This window comes from Salinicoccus hispanicus (assembly GCF_009831115.1).
GTDB lineage: Bacteria > Bacillota > Bacilli > Staphylococcales > Salinicoccaceae > Salinicoccus > Salinicoccus hispanicus.
The window spans coordinates 659433-676029 of sequence record NZ_WUUK01000001.1; the positions used below are offsets into that span (position 1 = coordinate 659433).

Genomic DNA, 16597 nt, shown 5'->3' on the forward strand with positions numbered 1-16597 from the left:
ATATAATAAAGAAAACCAGTCATCGATTGTTCGATGACTGGTTTTAAATTTCTATCCTTCTATTTCTTCTGTCAGTGCTTCAAGCTGATCGACTAGTTCGCCGATATAGTCTATCGTGTCGCGCAACGGCTGCTCAGTTGTGATATCGACGCCGCCCATGCGTGCCAGCTCGACAGGATCTTCCGTACCGCCCGCATTCAGAACTTTGAGCCAGTCGTCGACTGCCGTCTGTCCTTCATTCAGTACTCTCTTGCTCATCGCTGTAGCAATGGTGAGCCCGGCAGAGTAGGTGTATGGATAGAGTCCCATATAGTAGTGCGGCTGTCTCATCCATGTCAGTTCGGCACCTTCTGTGATTGAAACATCGTCTCCCCAGAACTCCTCGATCACTTCACGCTTCAGCTGATTCAGTACAGGGGCGGAGACACTTTCGTTCTGATCCACCTTCTTGTAGACTTCACGCTGATATGCAGCTTCAAGCAGGTGCGTCACACAGTTGTGATAGTACGTTCTGGAAATGATGGAGCTGATGACCCAGCGCTTGAACTTCGGATCGTCGGAGTTCTCAAGCAGGTGGTTTGCCATGAGCATTTCGTTCATCGTACTTGGTGCTTCGACAAAGTACATGGAACTTCTTGCATCAAACACGTTCTGTGAACGGTTGGCGTTGTAGAAGTGTCCCGCATGCCCCAGCTCATGGGCAAGGACGAATACTTCCGTCATCAGTGATGTCCATGAGATCAGAATGAACGGATGGGAGCCATATGGGCTGGAGCAGAATGCACCAGTGGATTTTCCTTTGTTTTTGACGAAGTCGATCCAGCGCTCATCGTAGGCACGATTGACCATGTTGACATAGTCATCTCCCATGATGGCAAGTGCATCATTGATGTACTTTCTGGATTCCTCGATGCTGATTTCAGGCTCTGATGATGGGTCGAGTGAAATCTTAAGGTCTTCATACTTCATTTCATCCAAGTTATGCACGCGCTTCAGCAGTTTCGCATAGCGTCTCATGTGTGGAGAGAGATCACTCATGATCATGTCGATCTGACGGTTATAGAGCGACTGATCCACATCCTGGCGGTGGAGCAGGTAGTCGAATACGGAATCGAAGCCGCGAAGATCGGATGTCGTCTTCTCCTGCTTGAGCTGGAGATCGTAGGTTGCTGCTGTCGTATGCTGATACTCTGCAAGTTTGTCACTGAAGGCACGGAATGCACTGTGTCTGATTTCCGTATTTTCATGACTTTCCAGTTCACCTTCGAAAGCGAGGTAGGATAGGGGGATTTCCTGTCCATCCGCTTTGAAAGTACCAAAATCAATATCAAGCAGTTTGGTTTTCTGATACAGACTGTATGGGCCTTCGAAAACAGTGGAGTAGGAGGCAAGCGCCTTTTCCACATTGGCATCGAGCTGGTACGGTTTGTTTTTCAGCAGCTCGTCCACAAAATTAGTGAATTCGGATGCCTGGCTTTTGACTTCTTCAAGGAAAGACGTGTCCTTCTGCAACAGTTCACTTGTCAGGAAGCTCGTTTCACTGCCGAAATATGTACTGATATTGCTCGCAAGGCCACTGAGTTTCTGAGCAGAAGCATCTCCCTGATCGGATGCCATTCTGAGATTGGCGTATGCACCGATCGGCACTAGGGATTCAGTCAGATTCCTATAGCTTTCAAGCGCTTCAATTGCAGTTTTTGCATCCGATAGACCACCTGAGAATTTTTCACTGAATGACTTTATTTCCGGGCGGATATTCTGTACAGCCTTTTCAAATGCTTCATCAGAAGCAAAAAGGTCGGATAGATTCCACGTGTACTTTTCTTCCACTTCATTTCTGGACTTGAGTTGTTCCATTGTCATTTGACACTCCTTTAATTTCGGAAACCGAAGTAATGATACCATTATACATGAAAATTCAAAAAATTAAAATCATTACTATATAAATGAGGAAGAAGTTTCAAAACTGTCCAAATCGAGAATAAGAGATGTATAAAACAATTTGGAGGTGAAAGGATGATACAGAGTCCGAGTTTCTACATTTTCAGCATACTTGCAGTCATTGTCATAAGCGCAATTGCAGGGCTTGCTTTGAGGAGATATATCATTGTACCGATCATTGTTTTCATAATCACGGCTCTGGCAGCATTCATCATACCGAACTTCGTTGAGAATACGGATTGGGAGCCATTGATGGGCTATGCATTATTCCTTGGAATATTATCTTTCATTATAAGCGTATTGACCTGGCTGTATGTCAGGGCGAGAAGAAGAAAGAACGAAATTACTTCAAAACGCGCGACGAAGGCCGAACTGAATGATCCGGATACAGCACCTGACAGTAAAAGATGATGCATGATGACAGCTGCCAAAGAGCAGCTGTTTTTTTTATGGATGAATTAGAAACCACACATACGGAATCACACAAACATGTATATAATAAATAGACATTTCAGATCATGTTCAGTGGAAATATTGCGATAATCCCGGATTGCACATAAAAATAATCCAGATGCTATGGATGGCAATAGTATAAGGTGCTGTATGTGCAGATCAGGCTGGATGATCAAAAGGACCTATGATAATATATGGAGCAATAGACGACAGTTTATAGACAGATCAGTAAAAAGGGTGCTCTATCTCTATACACACATAACTTCCTATAATATATATTATGTAAACTTTATAATATAGGAAATATGTTCTGTAAAATTACCATTAATATGGGCATTAAAATACCCGGTCCGGATCTTATTCCGTAACCAGGTATTCATCATTCCATATGATTTGCTTGCTATGTTAACTCTTATGTTAGTATTTTATCCTTCTTCTTTTGATTCGTTTACAACTTTATATACTGTCGCTCTGGATACGCCAACCATATCTGCAATCTGCTTTCCTGTATATTTCTGTGTATCGTATAACGACTGTATCATTGCTTTCTTGTCGTCTGCAATTCCGGGTCTGCCACCGTTTCTACCGCGTGCGCGCGCTGATTCCAGCCCTTTTTTCGTCCGCTCACTGAGCAAGCTTGCTTCAAGTTCTGCAAATGCCGACATCATCGTAAAGAACATTTTACCCATCGGATCTTTCGTTGTAACATTCATATTGATGATTTCCAGGTCAATTCCGCGTTTTTCCAGCGCTGTCGACAGCTCTATGAGCTGTTTTGTCGTACGTCCCAGCCGATCCAGCTTCGTGATCACCATCGTGTCCCCCTCCCGCATATAGTCCATGCATTTTTCAAGCTCTGTGCGTTCGGGCTTTCTGCCGCTTACTTTTTCTGAGAAAATTTTAATGCATCCTGCTTCTTCAAGCATATCCATCTGACTTTCGAGGTTCTGACCTTTGGTGCTTACTCTTGCATAGCCTATTTTACTCATTTTTACATCTTTCCCTTTTAATGTATTTTAAACGGTGTAATATCATTATAAGTGTACAGTGAATAAAAAACAAGTTAAAAAACAACATTTATTAACATTTTAGAGGTTTATGTTCTTTAATTGTTAATGTAAATAAAACCCTCGTTAAATAGACAGTTAAAATGCCTCCTCAATTCATTGGAAATTTTACAATTTATGTTTAATGTCTGATAATTAGTACATATATAATATAAATGATAACCCCATATTTGTTTCTGGAGCTGATAAAATGACTTTCACTATTGTTACTTGCATCCTATTTATGGCTTTTGTCGCCTGGTACTCCTATCGTAAAACGAGAAACACCGTCGGTGACAGTGATGGCTACTTTCTCGCCGGGCGTGGTCTGACCGGTGGCTTCATCGCCGGATCTCTCGTTCTGACCAATCTTTCTGCAGAACAGCTGGTCGGACTGAATGGCCAGGCCTACAGTGCAAACATGTCGAATATGGCATGGGAAGTGACTGCCGGCATATCTGTCATCATCCTTGCGCTTGTCCTGCTGCCAAGATACATAGGGGGTGCTTTCACCACCCTGCCGGGTTTTGTGAATAGCCGGTTCGATGAAGGGACCCGGATGATGGTCACACTTCTGTTCATGATGGGATACACGTTCGTAACCATCCCTTCAGTACTCTACTCCGGTGCCATTGCTGTACTTCAGCTGTTCGATGTACCGGAGCTGCTCGGTCTGTCACTGGAGCAGTCCATGTGGATTGTCATCTGGATTGTCGGCATCATCGGTGCCTGCTATGCCATATTCGGAGGGCTGAGGGCTGTTGCCATATCGGATACACTGAATGGAATCGGGTTGCTCGTCATTGGACTGCTCGTCCCGATCATCGGACTATATGCACTCGGCAGCGGCAACATTTTCGAAGGTATGAAGACTATTGCTACAGAAAACCCTGAAAAACTGAATTCAATCGGTTCTCGTGAGGATGCTGTACCATTCGGCACCATATTCACCGGTATGATTTTCGCCAATCTATTCTATTGGGGCACGAACCAGTACGTCATCCAGCGGACACTTGGCGCCAAAAGTCTTGCTGAAGGTCAGAAAGGTACGCTGTTCACCGGATTTCTGAAAATGCTTGTACCATTCATGATGATGATTCCCGGCATCATCGCCTTTCATCTGTATGGACCGGAACTTCAAAATATAGATCTTGCCTACCCGGCTCTGATCAACCAGCTGCTGCCACCCGTTTTAAGTGGATTCTTCCTGGCAGTACTTCTGGGCGCTGTACTCTCGAGCTTCAACTCGCTGCTCAATAGTGCGGCCACCATGTTTGCGTATGATATCTATAAGGTGAAATTCAAAAAGAATGCGTCAGACAGGGAAATGATTATGATCAGTAAATGGTTTGGTACACTCCTGGCGCTGATTTCCTTCTTCATCGCCCCTCTGCTGCTCCGTGCACCGGATGGACTTTGGAATATCATCAGGGAATTCACCGGATTCTTCAACATTCCGGTTATTGCAATCATACTTGTCGGTATCTTTTCAAAGAAAGTGCCGCCGATCGGCCCGAAAATTGCCATCATTGTCCATGTCATCTTGTACTACATGCTGATATGGGGACTGCCGACATTCTTCGGCATCGAGTTCGGCATCAGCTTCATCCATATCCAGGGCATGCTGTTCGTACTCGCTGTCGCAATCATGGCAGTAGCCGGAATTGTCAAACCATTGGCAAGACCACACGAATTCACCTATAACCCCAAGGTGGACATGGTACCATGGAAGTTTGCACTACCTGTTACAGTAGTGCTGATCGGTGCCATGGTATTCTGCTTCGTACTATTTTCAAACATCGGACTCGCCTATCCGGACGGCATTGTTTCCGGATGGTTCTGGCCAGTCGTTATAATACTTGCTGCCATGACCGCCCTATTCTATTTCATTTCATTCAAGAGATGGAACGACAAGTACGGCACAATGCTGCAGAACACCTACAGCGAAAAGAAGCTATAGCACATGTGCTATAGCTTCTTTTCTGTTCTAGATCTTATTCAGTTTCTGGGCCAGCTTGTGCACCGGCCTGTTGTATACTTTTTCAAACGTTCCCGGTAATTCCTCTATCAACGGATCATAGCCTTTTTTGAACTTGTAGACACCATAGTCCTTTGAGTCTTCCGTAAAGTCCCCGGTCAGCCCAAAGAAATTGAAGCGTCCGAGACCAAGCTTCTTTGCTTCCTTGATCATATGCCATGTCGTGAAGTTTGTCCCCATGAACATGGAATGCTCGGGGTAGCTGCCACTGAAGAGATAGACCATTTCATGGTTGTTATAGTAGTACATGGCAGCGGAAAGCTCTATGATGTTTCCGTATTCGGCCTGGACACCACGGATTTTCTCCAGACGTTTCTCCTTATTGCCCATCAGATCCTTCAACTCATTCAGTCGACCCTTCATGCGTTTCGTGCCCTGGCCGCTGTCGACCTTGCTCTGCATTTCCTTCTGATCGGAAACGAGTGCTTCGAGCTCCTCACTGAGCTTTGCCAGGTATTCTTCAAGGTCGATGTAGCTTAACGTCAGATAAGTACGATCCTTCAAAGTTCTGAGGAGGTTTTTGATCTTCTCGCTGCTTACCGGGTCAAAACCGATGCGCTCTTCAGTATCCTTGTATATTTCAATGAATTTGTCGTATTCATCCTCTTCCAGATATCTGACCCTGATGCACATCTGCTCACTCGCCCGGGTGTTGTATCGGGTCTTCTGATCCATGCGCTTCATGAGTTCTTCTTCGTCCCTGGTGATATCAAGCACTGCCTGATACCTCAGCATTTCACTGGTCACAAGCTGCTTCGTAAAACCATTATGGCTATAGCCGAGAGCCTTGTAGACTTCCATGATCCCATGGTTGTTAAGTTCGCTGTCGATCGCTTCCCCGTCGCTATTGCGCATCTGATAGATATGATATGGAGAATGGACCATTTTGATGGCGCCCTGCTTTTTTGCATACGCATCAATTTCCTTCAGGAAGAACTGCAGCCTTTCATTTGAAAAAGGCTGGATCAGCGGGCCGGCATGAGACGTGAATATCCTGTACCGCTTCAGCACAGAACGGCCACTGATCATGGAAACGCCGATGAGCGTCTCCTCTTCAAACAGCCCAAGGATATGAGTCTCCTGGATGCCTGAAATATAGTCATAGTACAGCGGATCATGCATATAGTGGCAGTAGCTGCCATAATCGGCCATGAAGGCTTTGAAAGTCTCCGCCTGGATGGGTGATGTTCTCATATTTGGGACAACCTTTCCTTTACTGGTCAATTGGACCTTGCAGCTCTTTTCTGTTCAATCTTCCGCTTCACCTTATAGACATTGTACGGCATTTTGCTGATGACCTTTACAAAGTCTCCGACAAGCTCCTCGATTTCTGCATTGAAGCCGCGCTTGAATCGATAGACACCGTAATCCTCTCCATCTTCCGAAAAATCTCCACTTACACCGTAGAAATTGTACCGGCTGATGTTCTTGTCCATACAGTACTTCATCATTTCGAAGTGCATCATATAAGGGCCGACAAACTGGGAAAATGCAGTGGAACTTGCACCGGAATGGTAGACCATTTCATAAGGTGTTTCGAAATAGATGCCGGAAGCCAGGTTCAGTACATTGCCTTCGTTCTTGCGCAGTTCGCTTGCCTGTATCCGGTCCTCGGTCATCTTGTCGATCTGCTTGTCGAGTTCACTGATCTTATTGAGCGTCTTTTCATTCTTGCTGTCTTTTTCCATCAGCTGGTTTCTCTTGGTCTCAGCATCTTCGATGTCATCGGAAAGATTGCTGATGTACTTGTCCAGTTCTATATAGGCCAGTGGAATAAGTATCTTGTCTCCATACGCTTTTTTAAGGTTCGAATAGTATTTAGGCGGATCCGGCGGTGTGAAGAAGTCCTGCCGCTCGCTTGTATCCATATACAGTTCCAGGAAGATGTCGATTTCATCCAGCTCCAGAAACCTGATTTCGACACCATATTTCAGCGCCTTCTTGATATTCCGCTTCCTCTGGGAATCAAACGACTTCAATAAGGTGTTTTCATCATATCCCGACAGATCCAGTACGCTCATCCAACGGGCCTGCGATGTTCTTGAATAGCCGCGTGTAAATCCCTGGTGGACGTATCCCTCTTCTTCCATGATGCCGATCAGTGCATCCTGCTCGGGATAGTCGGCTTTCGGATTGACATCCTTGTCATATTTTCTGTAGATCCAGTTCGGGTCGAGTTTGACATAGAGTCCATTGTTCTTCTTCAAATACTGTGTGAGTGACTGCAAAAAGAAGCGGACGAGATCATGATTATGGTAATCGAGAACCGGTCCACGGTTGGAGTAGTAGAAATACTTGCCCATCACGGTCTTTTTCAATGTAAACAGACAGGCGGCGATGACTGTATTGTCCTTATCCTTGACGCCAAGCAGGCGTACCTTGTCCTTATCCATCTCACGATTCCTTTTATTTTCTATCATCTGGAAGAAGGCGGATTCCTCGCCTTTTTCGATATAGCCTTTATATTCATTCTCGGTCAGCTCAACAAATTTCATCCGTCTGCTACCTCCCTATCCTATCCCTTAGTTTCTTCAGTCCCTGATAGGCTCTGTATGCCGGAACATTGACCGGCTTCGTAAAGTCACCGGCATATTCGAATACTTTTGCATTGAAGCCACGCTTGAACTGGATGACGCCGTAGTCCTCCGCTTCTTCTGTGAAGTCTCCACTGATGCCATAGAAGTTGTACAGGTCGATTCCCCTCTCCAGCGCATAGTTGATCATATGCCATTGGATCAGATAGCTGCCTGCAAAATGCCTGAAATCATTGTCACTGCCCCCAGCCAAGTATACAACCTCGTGCGGTGTGATGAAGTAGTAGGCACTCGCAATCGGGAGTTCCGTCCCATGCGTCTCCCGCAATGCTTCGCCTTCAGCAAGCTTGTCTTCTATATTTTTCAGCTGCTCTCCAAAATTATCGATTTTTTTCGCGGCTTTCCTGTTCATCGGATCCTTCTCCAGATCCTTGTTTGCCTTCTCAATATTTTTGAGCAGTGCATCACGGTCTTTGGTTATGGATGCTGTGTATTCATCCAGGTTGACATATACGAGCGGAATGATGACATTATCGCCAAAATGCTGCTTTCTGCTGATATAGTAGGCGTCATCCCGATCGACGAATGCTTTCTTCTCGGAAGTATCCCTCATGAATTTCCTGAATACATCGATCTCGTCAAGTTCCAGATAGCGTATATGAAGTCCATGCTTCTGCGCCTTTTTGATGTTCCGCTTCCTCAGGTTGTCCATCTCATCAAGCAGTGTCTTCGGATCCTTGTCCCGAAGCTCGAGTACCGAATGCCACCGGATCTGTATGACAGGATCGAAGCCTGTAGTGAAGCCATCGTGCCTGAAGCCCTGATCTTTGAAGTAGTCGAAGATATGGCCGTTGTCCCTATCCTCCAGCACTTCGCCATCATGATCTCTTTCCTTGATGACTTCATAGGGATCAATTCTGACATGCATGACTTTTTTCGGTTTCAGAAACTGGTGCAGACCTTGGAAAAATACATCAAACACCTGCTTGTCCGCGTAGTCCATCACCGGCCCACGATTGCCGTAGGCATACTTGAACACTTTCATCATCGGGGTCAGTGTCACAAGACACGCCGCCCTGACCGATTCGCCATCCTTCACACCGACAAGATGCGTCTCCACACCTTGCGATACCTTCAGCAGGTAGTTCTCTTTCGTCTGGGTGAAATGACTGAAGTGGGTTCTGGTGAACTGATCGAATTCCTCTATGGTCAACTCTGTAAATTGCATAATGGCACTCCTGTCAACTAATTTTCATACTTTGATTATATTATCAGATTTACCGGACCATCTCCATAATTTTTAAAAGCGAGTCAATAAATTCGCTCTCAGACACAAATTTCATCAAATTCGCCTCTGGACACAAATTGTTATATAATATAGCCATAGTCCTATGTATTATACCATTCAGGAGGTGGTCTGCCATCGTTTCCATACTGATCATGGATGTATCCGGAAGCTCCAAGGCAACCGAAGCAATTTTCAAGAATCTGAAATGGCTGGAAAAAGAAATCGGTACATGGCTCACCGGCGACTCTTTTTCACATGTCAACTACCGCATGGGGGATGAACTGTTCATCCTGTCCTCCCGTGAACACTATACCCTCTTCATCGCCATCTATGCGAAGCTGCTCTGGGAGTCGGGGGACTTCCCGCTCAAGTGCAGCTTCCATTCTGCAGACATGGAAATTCCGGAGGGCGACCCGGAGCAATGGAGCCATGAAGCAATCAAAGATACAAGGCGCGCCCTCGACCAGGTGAAGAAGTCTTATATCCAGGACTTCACTTCCCCCGAAATGAGCCAGGAAGTCGATGTGGCCCTCATGTATGCGACGGATATACTGAACCATATGACGGACATCCAGCGCCAGGTGGCTTCGTTCAAGATCGGCGGCATGCTGCAGAAGGATATTTCAGCACGACTCGACAAGAATGAATCAACCATTTCAGCACACTACAGCAAATCCCGCGGCCGCCAGCTCACGTCCATACTTGCCTTTCTGGCCGAATACTACCAGGTGGATGATGGACCGCTTCGGGAGGGATTCAGCACCTCTTTCGAAAGGCGGGCGGAGTCATGAAGATACTGATGATCCTCCTCTCCATTCTTCTTTACGTTTCAAGCGGCTATATGCTGAGAACACTTCTCGGCTTTCTTTCAGGCATGCGGCATACGCGTACCGACTACATCGGATTGACCATCGGATATAGTGAACGCTTTCTGATCATCATCTTCGTAGTGTTCGACCAGTATACGGCAATGGGACTGATCATTGCTGCAAAATCCATATTGAGATTTCCGAGCACCAGTGACGATGAAGGTCATAAAGAGAGCGAGTACGTCCTCGTCGGGACGATGCTCTCCCTCGTCATCGGCATCCTGAACGGACTCCTCTTCATGTACGCTCTTACTTTATAGGACAGCACCCGCTGTCCTATCTTTTATGTCCGGCAATCAGCCCTTCCCGCAGTTTGAGTGTCGACGGTTCGGTGCAGCTGAGTGCACGCATGACAGAAAGCTGGCCATACTTCACCTTGAGGCGGTCCACAGTCTTCACCAGCCGGTCACGGCGTTCTGCTGTCTCCACATCCTCAAATAGTGAAATCTGCCGGATATGATCAGGAATGAAGTTGGTCAGCGAAATGCTCAGGGTCCGATATAAGGCATATGGATCCGCCATTTCAGAAAGCAGCTCCCATACCCGCTTCATGATGGCATTGCTGTCGTTCGTGCCCTCGTGGATGGTGAACTGCCTGCGGTAGATCTTCCCTTCCGCCGTGCCCACGGAAAACTGGACGGTCCTCGCCATCCTCCCTGAAATCCTCAGCCGGTGGGTGACTTCATCGACATGCTCCAATATGACGACATAAGTCTCAACGAATCGATAATCCCGCATCAGTATCTGGCTTTTCACTATCGACGGGGAATGTGCAACATGCTTTTCCCGGATGGTGCTGAAGTCGATGCCATTGGCATGCAGATGCCAGTCCACACCGATGATGCCGAAGTCCCGCTTCAGATGGACCGGAGAATACTTTGCCAGATCCCCGATTGAAAATATCCCGCGTTCATTCAGCTTGATTTCACTTCTTCTGTTTATACCCCAGAAATTTCTGAGCGGTTTGATCTTCCACAGCTTTTCAGGTACATTCTGATACCGCCATTCGGCAACACCATCCGCTGTCTTCTTCGCCTCAATATCAAGAGAGATCTTGCTGAGCAGAATATTTTCACCGATGCCGATCGCGCAGTCGATCCGGGTCTCCCGATAGACTTCAGTCCTGATCCTTCTGGCAAGCGCATACGGGCTATCTTCATAAATGTGGAAGCTCTCAGTCACATCCATGAAGAATTCATCCACCGAATACTGATGGAAATCCTCAGGGGCCACATATCTCAGCGCAATCTCTGTGATTCTTGCAGAATAGTCGAGATATGCCTTCATGGAAGGATTGATGATATAGATGTCTTTTTGCCGCGGTATTTCAAACAGTCTGGATCCGGTTCTGACACCGGTCTTCTTCAGCTCAGGTGTCGCTGCAAGCACTACAGAGCCAAGGTTCTTCGTGTCCGCGACAACTGCAAGCTTTGCCGTCATGGGATCGAGCCCCTTCAATATGCAGGAAACACTGGCAAAGAAGCTTTTCTGGTCGACACAGAAGACATGCCGGTGCGGGCAGATATGATAATTGTACATAGCATCCCCTCCAAATGAGAACATATGTTCCCTCCTTCGTATATTCATCATATCACAAAAGTATAATGGCGAAACATAAATGATGATTAACACTGGATAATCGGGTAAAGATGGGGTATGAAATATTATATAGTTTCAAAAGGAGGAGATCTTATTGAAAGATATTTTCAGACTGCTCAAGCAGGGCAGCAAATCATCACTGATCGCATCCATTGTCAACTTCATCATTGCAGGACTCAAGGGGGTCGCCTTCCTTTTCACTGCCAACGTTGCAATGTTTGCTGAAATGATGCACTCCCTCGGGGATGCCATCAACCAGCTTTTCGTATACATCGGCTCAAGCCTATCGAAGAAAGCACCGACAGAACGCTTCCCTTTCGGCTTCGGGCGGCTTGTAAACCTTGTCTGCCTGTTCGCCATCATAGTTGTTGCGATACTATCATATGAGACCATACGCGAAGGCATACATCATATCGTGGAGCCGCTTCCGACCGATACCGATACGACCATGCTGCTGATCAATATCGGTGTCCTTGCCATTGCCGCAATTCTCGAAAGTTTTGTACTGTACAAGGCAGGCAAGGAAATACTGCAGCAGACGGACCAGCCCTATGATGGACTGAAACCGCTGACGAAGAGCTTCCTGCATCTCAATCGGGCCAAGCCGGCAACGAAGCTCGTATTCATGGAAGATACCGTCGCAACAGCCGGTGCCCTGCTCGCCATCATTGCAATACTGATCGCCCGCTTTACAGGATTTGCACCGAGTGAAGGGATTGCATCCGTCATCATCGGTCTGATGATGTTCTACATCGTCTACAGGGTGTTCATGGAAAATGCAGCCGGCGTACTCGGTGAACATGACCCGCATATGGAGGAACGCATTTCACAGATCGTCCTTCGCCACGATGCGATAGCGGACATCAGGAAACTGTTCGTCCTTAAAGAAGGGGATAACCTCCACGTTGAAGTCATTGCAGAAATCGATCCCGATCTCACATCCAGGGAAGTGAACAGCATCCGGGATGAAATAGAAAAGATCATCATGGAACAAAGGCACGTCACGGATGTAAACATGGAATTCGAACTGGATGACGGCAAAAAAACATGGCCGAAGACACAGAATGAAATGGATCAGAAGTCAAAATAAATTGCATAATAAAAAGGATGGCGCAATCGCCATCCTTTTTCATTTTTCATTCGCCTTCAGCAGGGTCTTCTGCGCTCGGCTCGAGCGCCTCTGTGTCCTCTACGTTTCCTTCAAGAAAATCATGAATGTACTGGCTGTTGGTCTCAAAATCGAGATCGATGACATTTCCCGCATGCGGAACATCAACAAACTGATAGGTGTTCTCGACCGGTACAGTCAGCGTCTCGATGCCCTTATCGCTCCTTACGAGAAACGATGCCATCATCCTGTACAGCTCTCCATCGCTCATACTGGTGTTGACGTGCCCCATGGCTGTACCTGTAATTTTGGGAAGCTTCAGCATATTGCCGACGCTCAGTGCCTCATCCTTCAGTGCATTGATCACCTGCTGCTGACGTCTGACACGGCCGAAATCACCCTCTGCATCATGACGGAAGCGGGCGTAGGCCAGAAGGTCCGTCCCGCCAAGCTGCTGCTCACCCTGTTTCAGTTCCGTGTCGATCTTCTCGGACATGTCCTTTTCTACATCAATGGGGATGCCATTTTTATTGATGACATCGACGACGGATTCGAATGCGTCGTAGTCGACCACTGCATATTCTTCGACTTCAATGCCGAAGTTCTGCTCGATGGTCTGTCTGAGAAGCTCCGCCCCGCCAAGTGAATAGACCGAATTGATCTTATAGCTTTGAAAGCCCGGAATATCCACATAGATATCACGCATGAGCGATACCAGCTTCATCTCCTTGTTCATGAAGTCGTACTGGGCGAGCATGATGACGTCCGTCCGCTGGGTGCCATCCACTTCACGGTCGGCACCGAGCAGCAGAATATTCTTCTTGCCATCATTATTGTCCTCACTGTTGAATTCGAACGTCTCCTGTTCCACACCGTTCTCCTCAGCAATCTTCAATCCCGACTGGTATGAGAAGAATACGTAGAGGACTGAAGCGATGAGCACCACCAGTAGAATGAGAGGAATGAGCGCACGCTTCCTGATGCGCTTCTTCTTTTTTGTATTATTATGCTCCGGTCTTTCGGAACGTCTGTATTCATTATCCATAATCATGCTCCTGTCATCAATATACCCAATCATTCTAACGGTTTTCCGGCAAATAATAAAGAAATTATATTACCTTTATACGCGCCAGCATATAAAAAATTGTTATGAACAGGCTTCATATAGTAGAATATCCATAAGAAAAGAGGGATTGAAATGATCAGAAAACTACTACCGCTGGCAATTGCTATGCTACTGCTGCTGCCGAATCAGGCCGAAGCTGCTTCGGAATGGAGTGAAGCGGTCACTGTATATGGCGCTGCACTCGAAAATGATCCACAGCTCCAGGAATCGACACGTGAAATACTGGGCGCGGCAGAGGATGATAAGACTGCATACGTCTACAGCGAGGATGTCGAGCAATACATCGGCATGAACTACAGCAATGATGTATTGAAGTCGAGTATACGCATCACCCAGCAGGATCCGGGCTACGGGCTCGATATCACCGTGGATGAAAGCATGGGACAGATCACCCAGATCACCGAGGAGACATATAAGAACGCACTGCTCACCTCGGGCATCACAGATGCACAGGTGGTCATCGGTGCTGCTCAGGATGTCACCGGGGAAAGTGCACTTGCGGGCATCTACAAGGCCTATGAGACCCAAGGGGAAGCCATAGATACCGAGCGTACACAGAATGCCCAGGATGAACTCGGAACCATCACGGAAATCACAGAAGAGAACAGCAGTGTTGAAGGCTTCTCCCAGGAACAGCTCAACAAGATGATCACCGACATCAAGATCGAGGTCATCAATCAGGGCGGCAATCTGACTGAAGAGGAGATCCGCACCATCGTCGATGAACAGATGACCGCCAATGGTCTGAATGGTATTTTGACCCAGGAGCAGATCGACAGGATCATTGCACTGATCAAGCAGATTCAAAATTCCGGGCTCTTCCAGAGCGAAGAAGCTGAAGCACTGAAGGATAGCGCCCAGAATCTGATCGATCAGATCACTTCGAGTGATGCATTCAATAATGCAGTCGACCAGGCGGAATCCCTGGGACAGGAGATTCAGGAATCCAGTGCATGGGATTCCTTCAAGACAGCCGTTTCTAATTTCTTCGACCGCGTCGTTTCATTCTTCAGATCACTTTTCAACTAGAAAAAAGGCAGACCTCATGGTCTGCCTTTTTTCTATTCTTTACTTATTTGTCCTCGTCCCTGTAGGCGTATCGGTTGTAGCCCCATTCGTCTACAGAAGTGAGATCAGCTCTGATGTTATTGGTCTCGAATATCGGCTTCTCACCACGTTTGAGCTGCTTCTTGTAGTCGGCGGCAACCTGCCAGACGACATTGCTCAGGCCGAATACAGCAACCAGGTTGGTCACAGCCATCAATGCCATGAACAAGTCTGCTGTCGCCCATGCCGTATCAAGTTCCATGACGGAACCGATGAAAATCATGACGACAACCAGGATCTTGAACACGAATAGAAGCACACGGTTCTCTTTGATGTAGTAGAGATTGCTCTGCCCATAGAAATAGTTTCCAAGAATGGAACTGTAGGCAAACAGCAGGATGACAATCGCGATGAATGTGTTGCCGAATGAACCGATCTGTTCGGTCATTGCCGCCTGTGTCACCTCGATCCCCTGCACAGCATCTGCACCGAAGCTCAAGTCTGTATACATGAGTATGAGGATCGCTGTTGCTGTACATACGACCATCGTATCGAAGAAGACGCCAAGCGACTGTATGAGACCCTGTTTGACCGGGTGACTGACCGCTGACGATGCTGCAGCATTCGGTGCGGACCCCATACCGGCTTCATTGGAGAAGAGTCCCCTCTGGAAGCCATTGAGTATCGCAGCACCGACTGCACCACCAAATACTTCACGGATACCAAAGGCATTGGAGAAGATTCTTCCAAGCATCGGTATGATCTGATCGTAGTTGATGATGAGGATGACGAAGACGACTGCCAGGTAGACGACCGCCATTACCGGAACAATGTAGCCGGTGACATTCGCAATCCATTTTGCACCACCGAAGATGACCAGCCCTGCAAGCGCCGCAACGATGAGACCGATGATCCAGCGGTCCACACTGAAGGCCTGTTCATAGGCATGTGCAATCGTATTTGCCTGCAGCCCATTGAACACAAAACCGAAAGTGATGGTGATCAGAACGGCAAAAAATACACCCAGCCATTTCTGGTTGAGCCCCTTTTCCATATAATAGGCCGGTCCACCACGGAAACCACCCTCTTCGTCCTTCACCTTATAGACCTGGGCGAGTGTGGATTCGAAAAACGCAGTGGCTGCACCGAAGAATGCAACAACCCACATCCAGAAGATCGCACCCGGACCACCGAGTACAATTGCAGTGGCAACCCCTGCGATATTTCCCGTTCCGACACGGGAAGCCGCACTGATGGCAAATGCCTGGAACGGCGAAATCCCTTTGCTGCCATCCGGAAGTTTTTCTCCTTTTTCCTTCAGTACATGGAACATTTCCTTGAACCATCTGAACTGGACGAATTTGGAACTGATAGAAAAATAAAGACCTGCGACGATCAGCAGTCCTATGAGAAAATCGCCCCATAGGAGCGTGTTGCCGACCTCGACAAAAGTTTTAAACCATTCGGGTATTATCCCTTCAAAATCCATATTGCACCTCCTAAGATAAATACCATTATAGCATTGAAGAAAGTGCTATGAAGGAGGAA

Annotated in this window: 14 protein-coding genes; 6 read left to right on the top strand and 8 right to left on the bottom strand. The window is 47.0% G+C overall.

Annotation, left to right across the window (positions count from 1 at the left end; genetic code table 11):
- Positions 1–51: 51 nt before the first annotated feature.
- Entirely contained in the window at positions 52–1857 is a 1806-nt protein-coding gene (pepF, locus tag GQ671_RS03380) for an oligoendopeptidase F (RefSeq protein WP_160653530.1), read from the bottom strand.
- Positions 1858–2016: 159 nt separating this feature from the next.
- Between pepF and GQ671_RS03385 the strand changes: the two genes are divergently transcribed.
- Positions 2017–2352, top strand: coding sequence for a hypothetical protein (locus tag GQ671_RS03385; protein WP_160652686.1), 336 nt, complete (start codon positions 2017–2019; stop codon positions 2350–2352).
- A 467-nt stretch (positions 2353–2819) separates the two neighbouring features.
- On the opposite strand, the gene GQ671_RS03390 is transcribed toward GQ671_RS03385, so the two are convergent.
- Positions 2820–3383, bottom strand: coding sequence for a recombinase family protein (locus GQ671_RS03390; protein ID WP_160652690.1), 564 nt, complete (start codon positions 3381–3383; stop codon positions 2820–2822).
- A 268-nt stretch (positions 3384–3651) separates the two neighbouring features.
- Here GQ671_RS03390 and GQ671_RS03395 point away from each other — a divergent pair, with 268 nt between their 5' ends.
- On the top strand, positions 3652–5400 hold the full coding sequence (locus tag GQ671_RS03395; protein ID WP_160652693.1) for a solute:sodium symporter family transporter: 1749 nt from the start codon (positions 3652–3654) through the stop codon (positions 5398–5400).
- Positions 5401–5427: 27 nt separating this feature from the next.
- On the opposite strand, the gene GQ671_RS03400 is transcribed toward GQ671_RS03395, so the two are convergent.
- From GQ671_RS03400 to GQ671_RS03410, 3 genes are read right to left on the bottom strand one after another with little or no spacing between them, the layout of a single operon-like run.
- The gene (locus tag GQ671_RS03400) at positions 5428–6672 is read right to left on the bottom strand and encodes a peptidoglycan bridge formation glycyltransferase FemA/FemB family protein (RefSeq protein ID WP_160652695.1); all 1245 of its coding nucleotides are present in this window, start codon (positions 6670–6672) and stop codon (positions 5428–5430) included.
- A 26-nt stretch (positions 6673–6698) separates the two neighbouring features.
- Positions 6699–7973 (bottom strand): aminoacyltransferase, encoded by a 1275-nt coding sequence (locus GQ671_RS03405; RefSeq protein WP_160652697.1) that lies wholly within the window; start codon positions 7971–7973, stop codon positions 6699–6701.
- Between the two features lie 7 nt (positions 7974–7980).
- Entirely contained in the window at positions 7981–9240 is a 1260-nt protein-coding gene (locus tag GQ671_RS03410) for an aminoacyltransferase (RefSeq protein ID WP_160652699.1), read from the bottom strand.
- A gap of 212 nt (positions 9241–9452) precedes the next feature.
- On the opposite strand from GQ671_RS03410, the gene GQ671_RS03415 reads away from it, so the two are divergent.
- Positions 9453–10091, top strand: a complete 639-nt coding sequence (locus GQ671_RS03415; RefSeq protein WP_170288613.1) for a sigma-70 family RNA polymerase sigma factor — start codon at positions 9453–9455, stop codon at positions 10089–10091.
- Positions 10088–10429 carry a hypothetical protein gene (locus GQ671_RS03420; protein ID WP_160652701.1) on the top strand — a complete coding sequence of 114 codons (342 nt, stop codon included), beginning with the start codon at positions 10088–10090 and terminating at the stop codon, positions 10427–10429. Before GQ671_RS03415 ends, GQ671_RS03420 begins: the two co-directional genes overlap by 4 nt.
- A gap of 16 nt (positions 10430–10445) precedes the next feature.
- On the opposite strand, the gene GQ671_RS03425 is transcribed toward GQ671_RS03420, so the two are convergent.
- Positions 10446–11708, bottom strand: coding sequence for a Y-family DNA polymerase (locus GQ671_RS03425; protein WP_160652703.1), 1263 nt, complete (start codon positions 11706–11708; stop codon positions 10446–10448).
- A gap of 154 nt (positions 11709–11862) precedes the next feature.
- On the opposite strand from GQ671_RS03425, the gene GQ671_RS03430 reads away from it, so the two are divergent.
- Entirely contained in the window at positions 11863–12858 is a 996-nt protein-coding gene (locus GQ671_RS03430) for a cation diffusion facilitator family transporter (protein WP_160652705.1), read from the top strand.
- A gap of 46 nt (positions 12859–12904) precedes the next feature.
- Here GQ671_RS03430 and GQ671_RS03435 read toward each other — a convergent pair whose 3' ends face one another.
- Complete coding sequence (locus tag GQ671_RS03435) at positions 12905–13921, bottom strand: LCP family protein (RefSeq protein ID WP_160652707.1); 1017 nt, start codon at positions 13919–13921, stop codon at positions 12905–12907.
- A 153-nt stretch (positions 13922–14074) separates the two neighbouring features.
- On the opposite strand from GQ671_RS03435, the gene GQ671_RS03440 reads away from it, so the two are divergent.
- On the top strand, positions 14075–15031 hold the full coding sequence (locus GQ671_RS03440; protein ID WP_160652709.1) for a DUF1002 domain-containing protein: 957 nt from the start codon (positions 14075–14077) through the stop codon (positions 15029–15031).
- Between the two features lie 43 nt (positions 15032–15074).
- On the opposite strand, the gene GQ671_RS03445 is transcribed toward GQ671_RS03440, so the two are convergent.
- Positions 15075–16538: an alanine/glycine:cation symporter family protein gene (locus GQ671_RS03445; RefSeq protein ID WP_160652711.1), complete on the bottom strand. Its 1464-nt coding sequence runs from the start codon at positions 16536–16538 to the stop codon at positions 15075–15077.
- Positions 16539–16597: the final 59 nt, after the last annotated feature.

What these genes read in the sequence shown, in the direction of transcription:
- GQ671_RS03390 (WP_160652690.1), bottom strand. Translation starts at nt 3,383, where the DNA reads ATGAGTAAAATAGGCTATGCAAGAGTAAGCACCAAAGGTCAGAACCTC.
- GQ671_RS03395 (WP_160652693.1), top strand. Translation starts at nt 3,652, where the DNA reads ATGACTTTCACTATTGTTACTTGCATCCTATTTATGGCTTTTGTCGCC.
- GQ671_RS03400 (WP_160652695.1), bottom strand. Translation starts at nt 6,672, where the DNA reads ATGAGAACATCACCCATCCAGGCGGAGACTTTCAAAGCCTTCATGGCC.
- pepF (WP_160653530.1), bottom strand. Translation starts at nt 1,857, where the DNA reads ATGGAACAACTCAAGTCCAGAAATGAAGTGGAAGAAAAGTACACGTGG.
- GQ671_RS03445 (WP_160652711.1), bottom strand. Translation starts at nt 16,538, where the DNA reads ATGGATTTTGAAGGGATAATACCCGAATGGTTTAAAACTTTTGTCGAG.
- GQ671_RS03420 (WP_160652701.1), top strand. Translation starts at nt 10,088, where the DNA reads ATGAAGATACTGATGATCCTCCTCTCCATTCTTCTTTACGTTTCAAGC.
- GQ671_RS03385 (WP_160652686.1), top strand. Translation starts at nt 2,017, where the DNA reads ATGATACAGAGTCCGAGTTTCTACATTTTCAGCATACTTGCAGTCATT.
- GQ671_RS03435 (WP_160652707.1), bottom strand. Translation starts at nt 13,921, where the DNA reads ATGGATAATGAATACAGACGTTCCGAAAGACCGGAGCATAATAATACA.
- GQ671_RS03440 (WP_160652709.1), top strand. Translation starts at nt 14,075, where the DNA reads ATGATCAGAAAACTACTACCGCTGGCAATTGCTATGCTACTGCTGCTG.
- GQ671_RS03405 (WP_160652697.1), bottom strand. Translation starts at nt 7,973, where the DNA reads ATGAAATTTGTTGAGCTGACCGAGAATGAATATAAAGGCTATATCGAA.
- GQ671_RS03415 (WP_170288613.1), top strand. Translation starts at nt 9,453, where the DNA reads ATGGATGTATCCGGAAGCTCCAAGGCAACCGAAGCAATTTTCAAGAAT.
- GQ671_RS03425 (WP_160652703.1), bottom strand. Translation starts at nt 11,708, where the DNA reads ATGTACAATTATCATATCTGCCCGCACCGGCATGTCTTCTGTGTCGAC.
- GQ671_RS03410 (WP_160652699.1), bottom strand. Translation starts at nt 9,240, where the DNA reads ATGCAATTTACAGAGTTGACCATAGAGGAATTCGATCAGTTCACCAGA.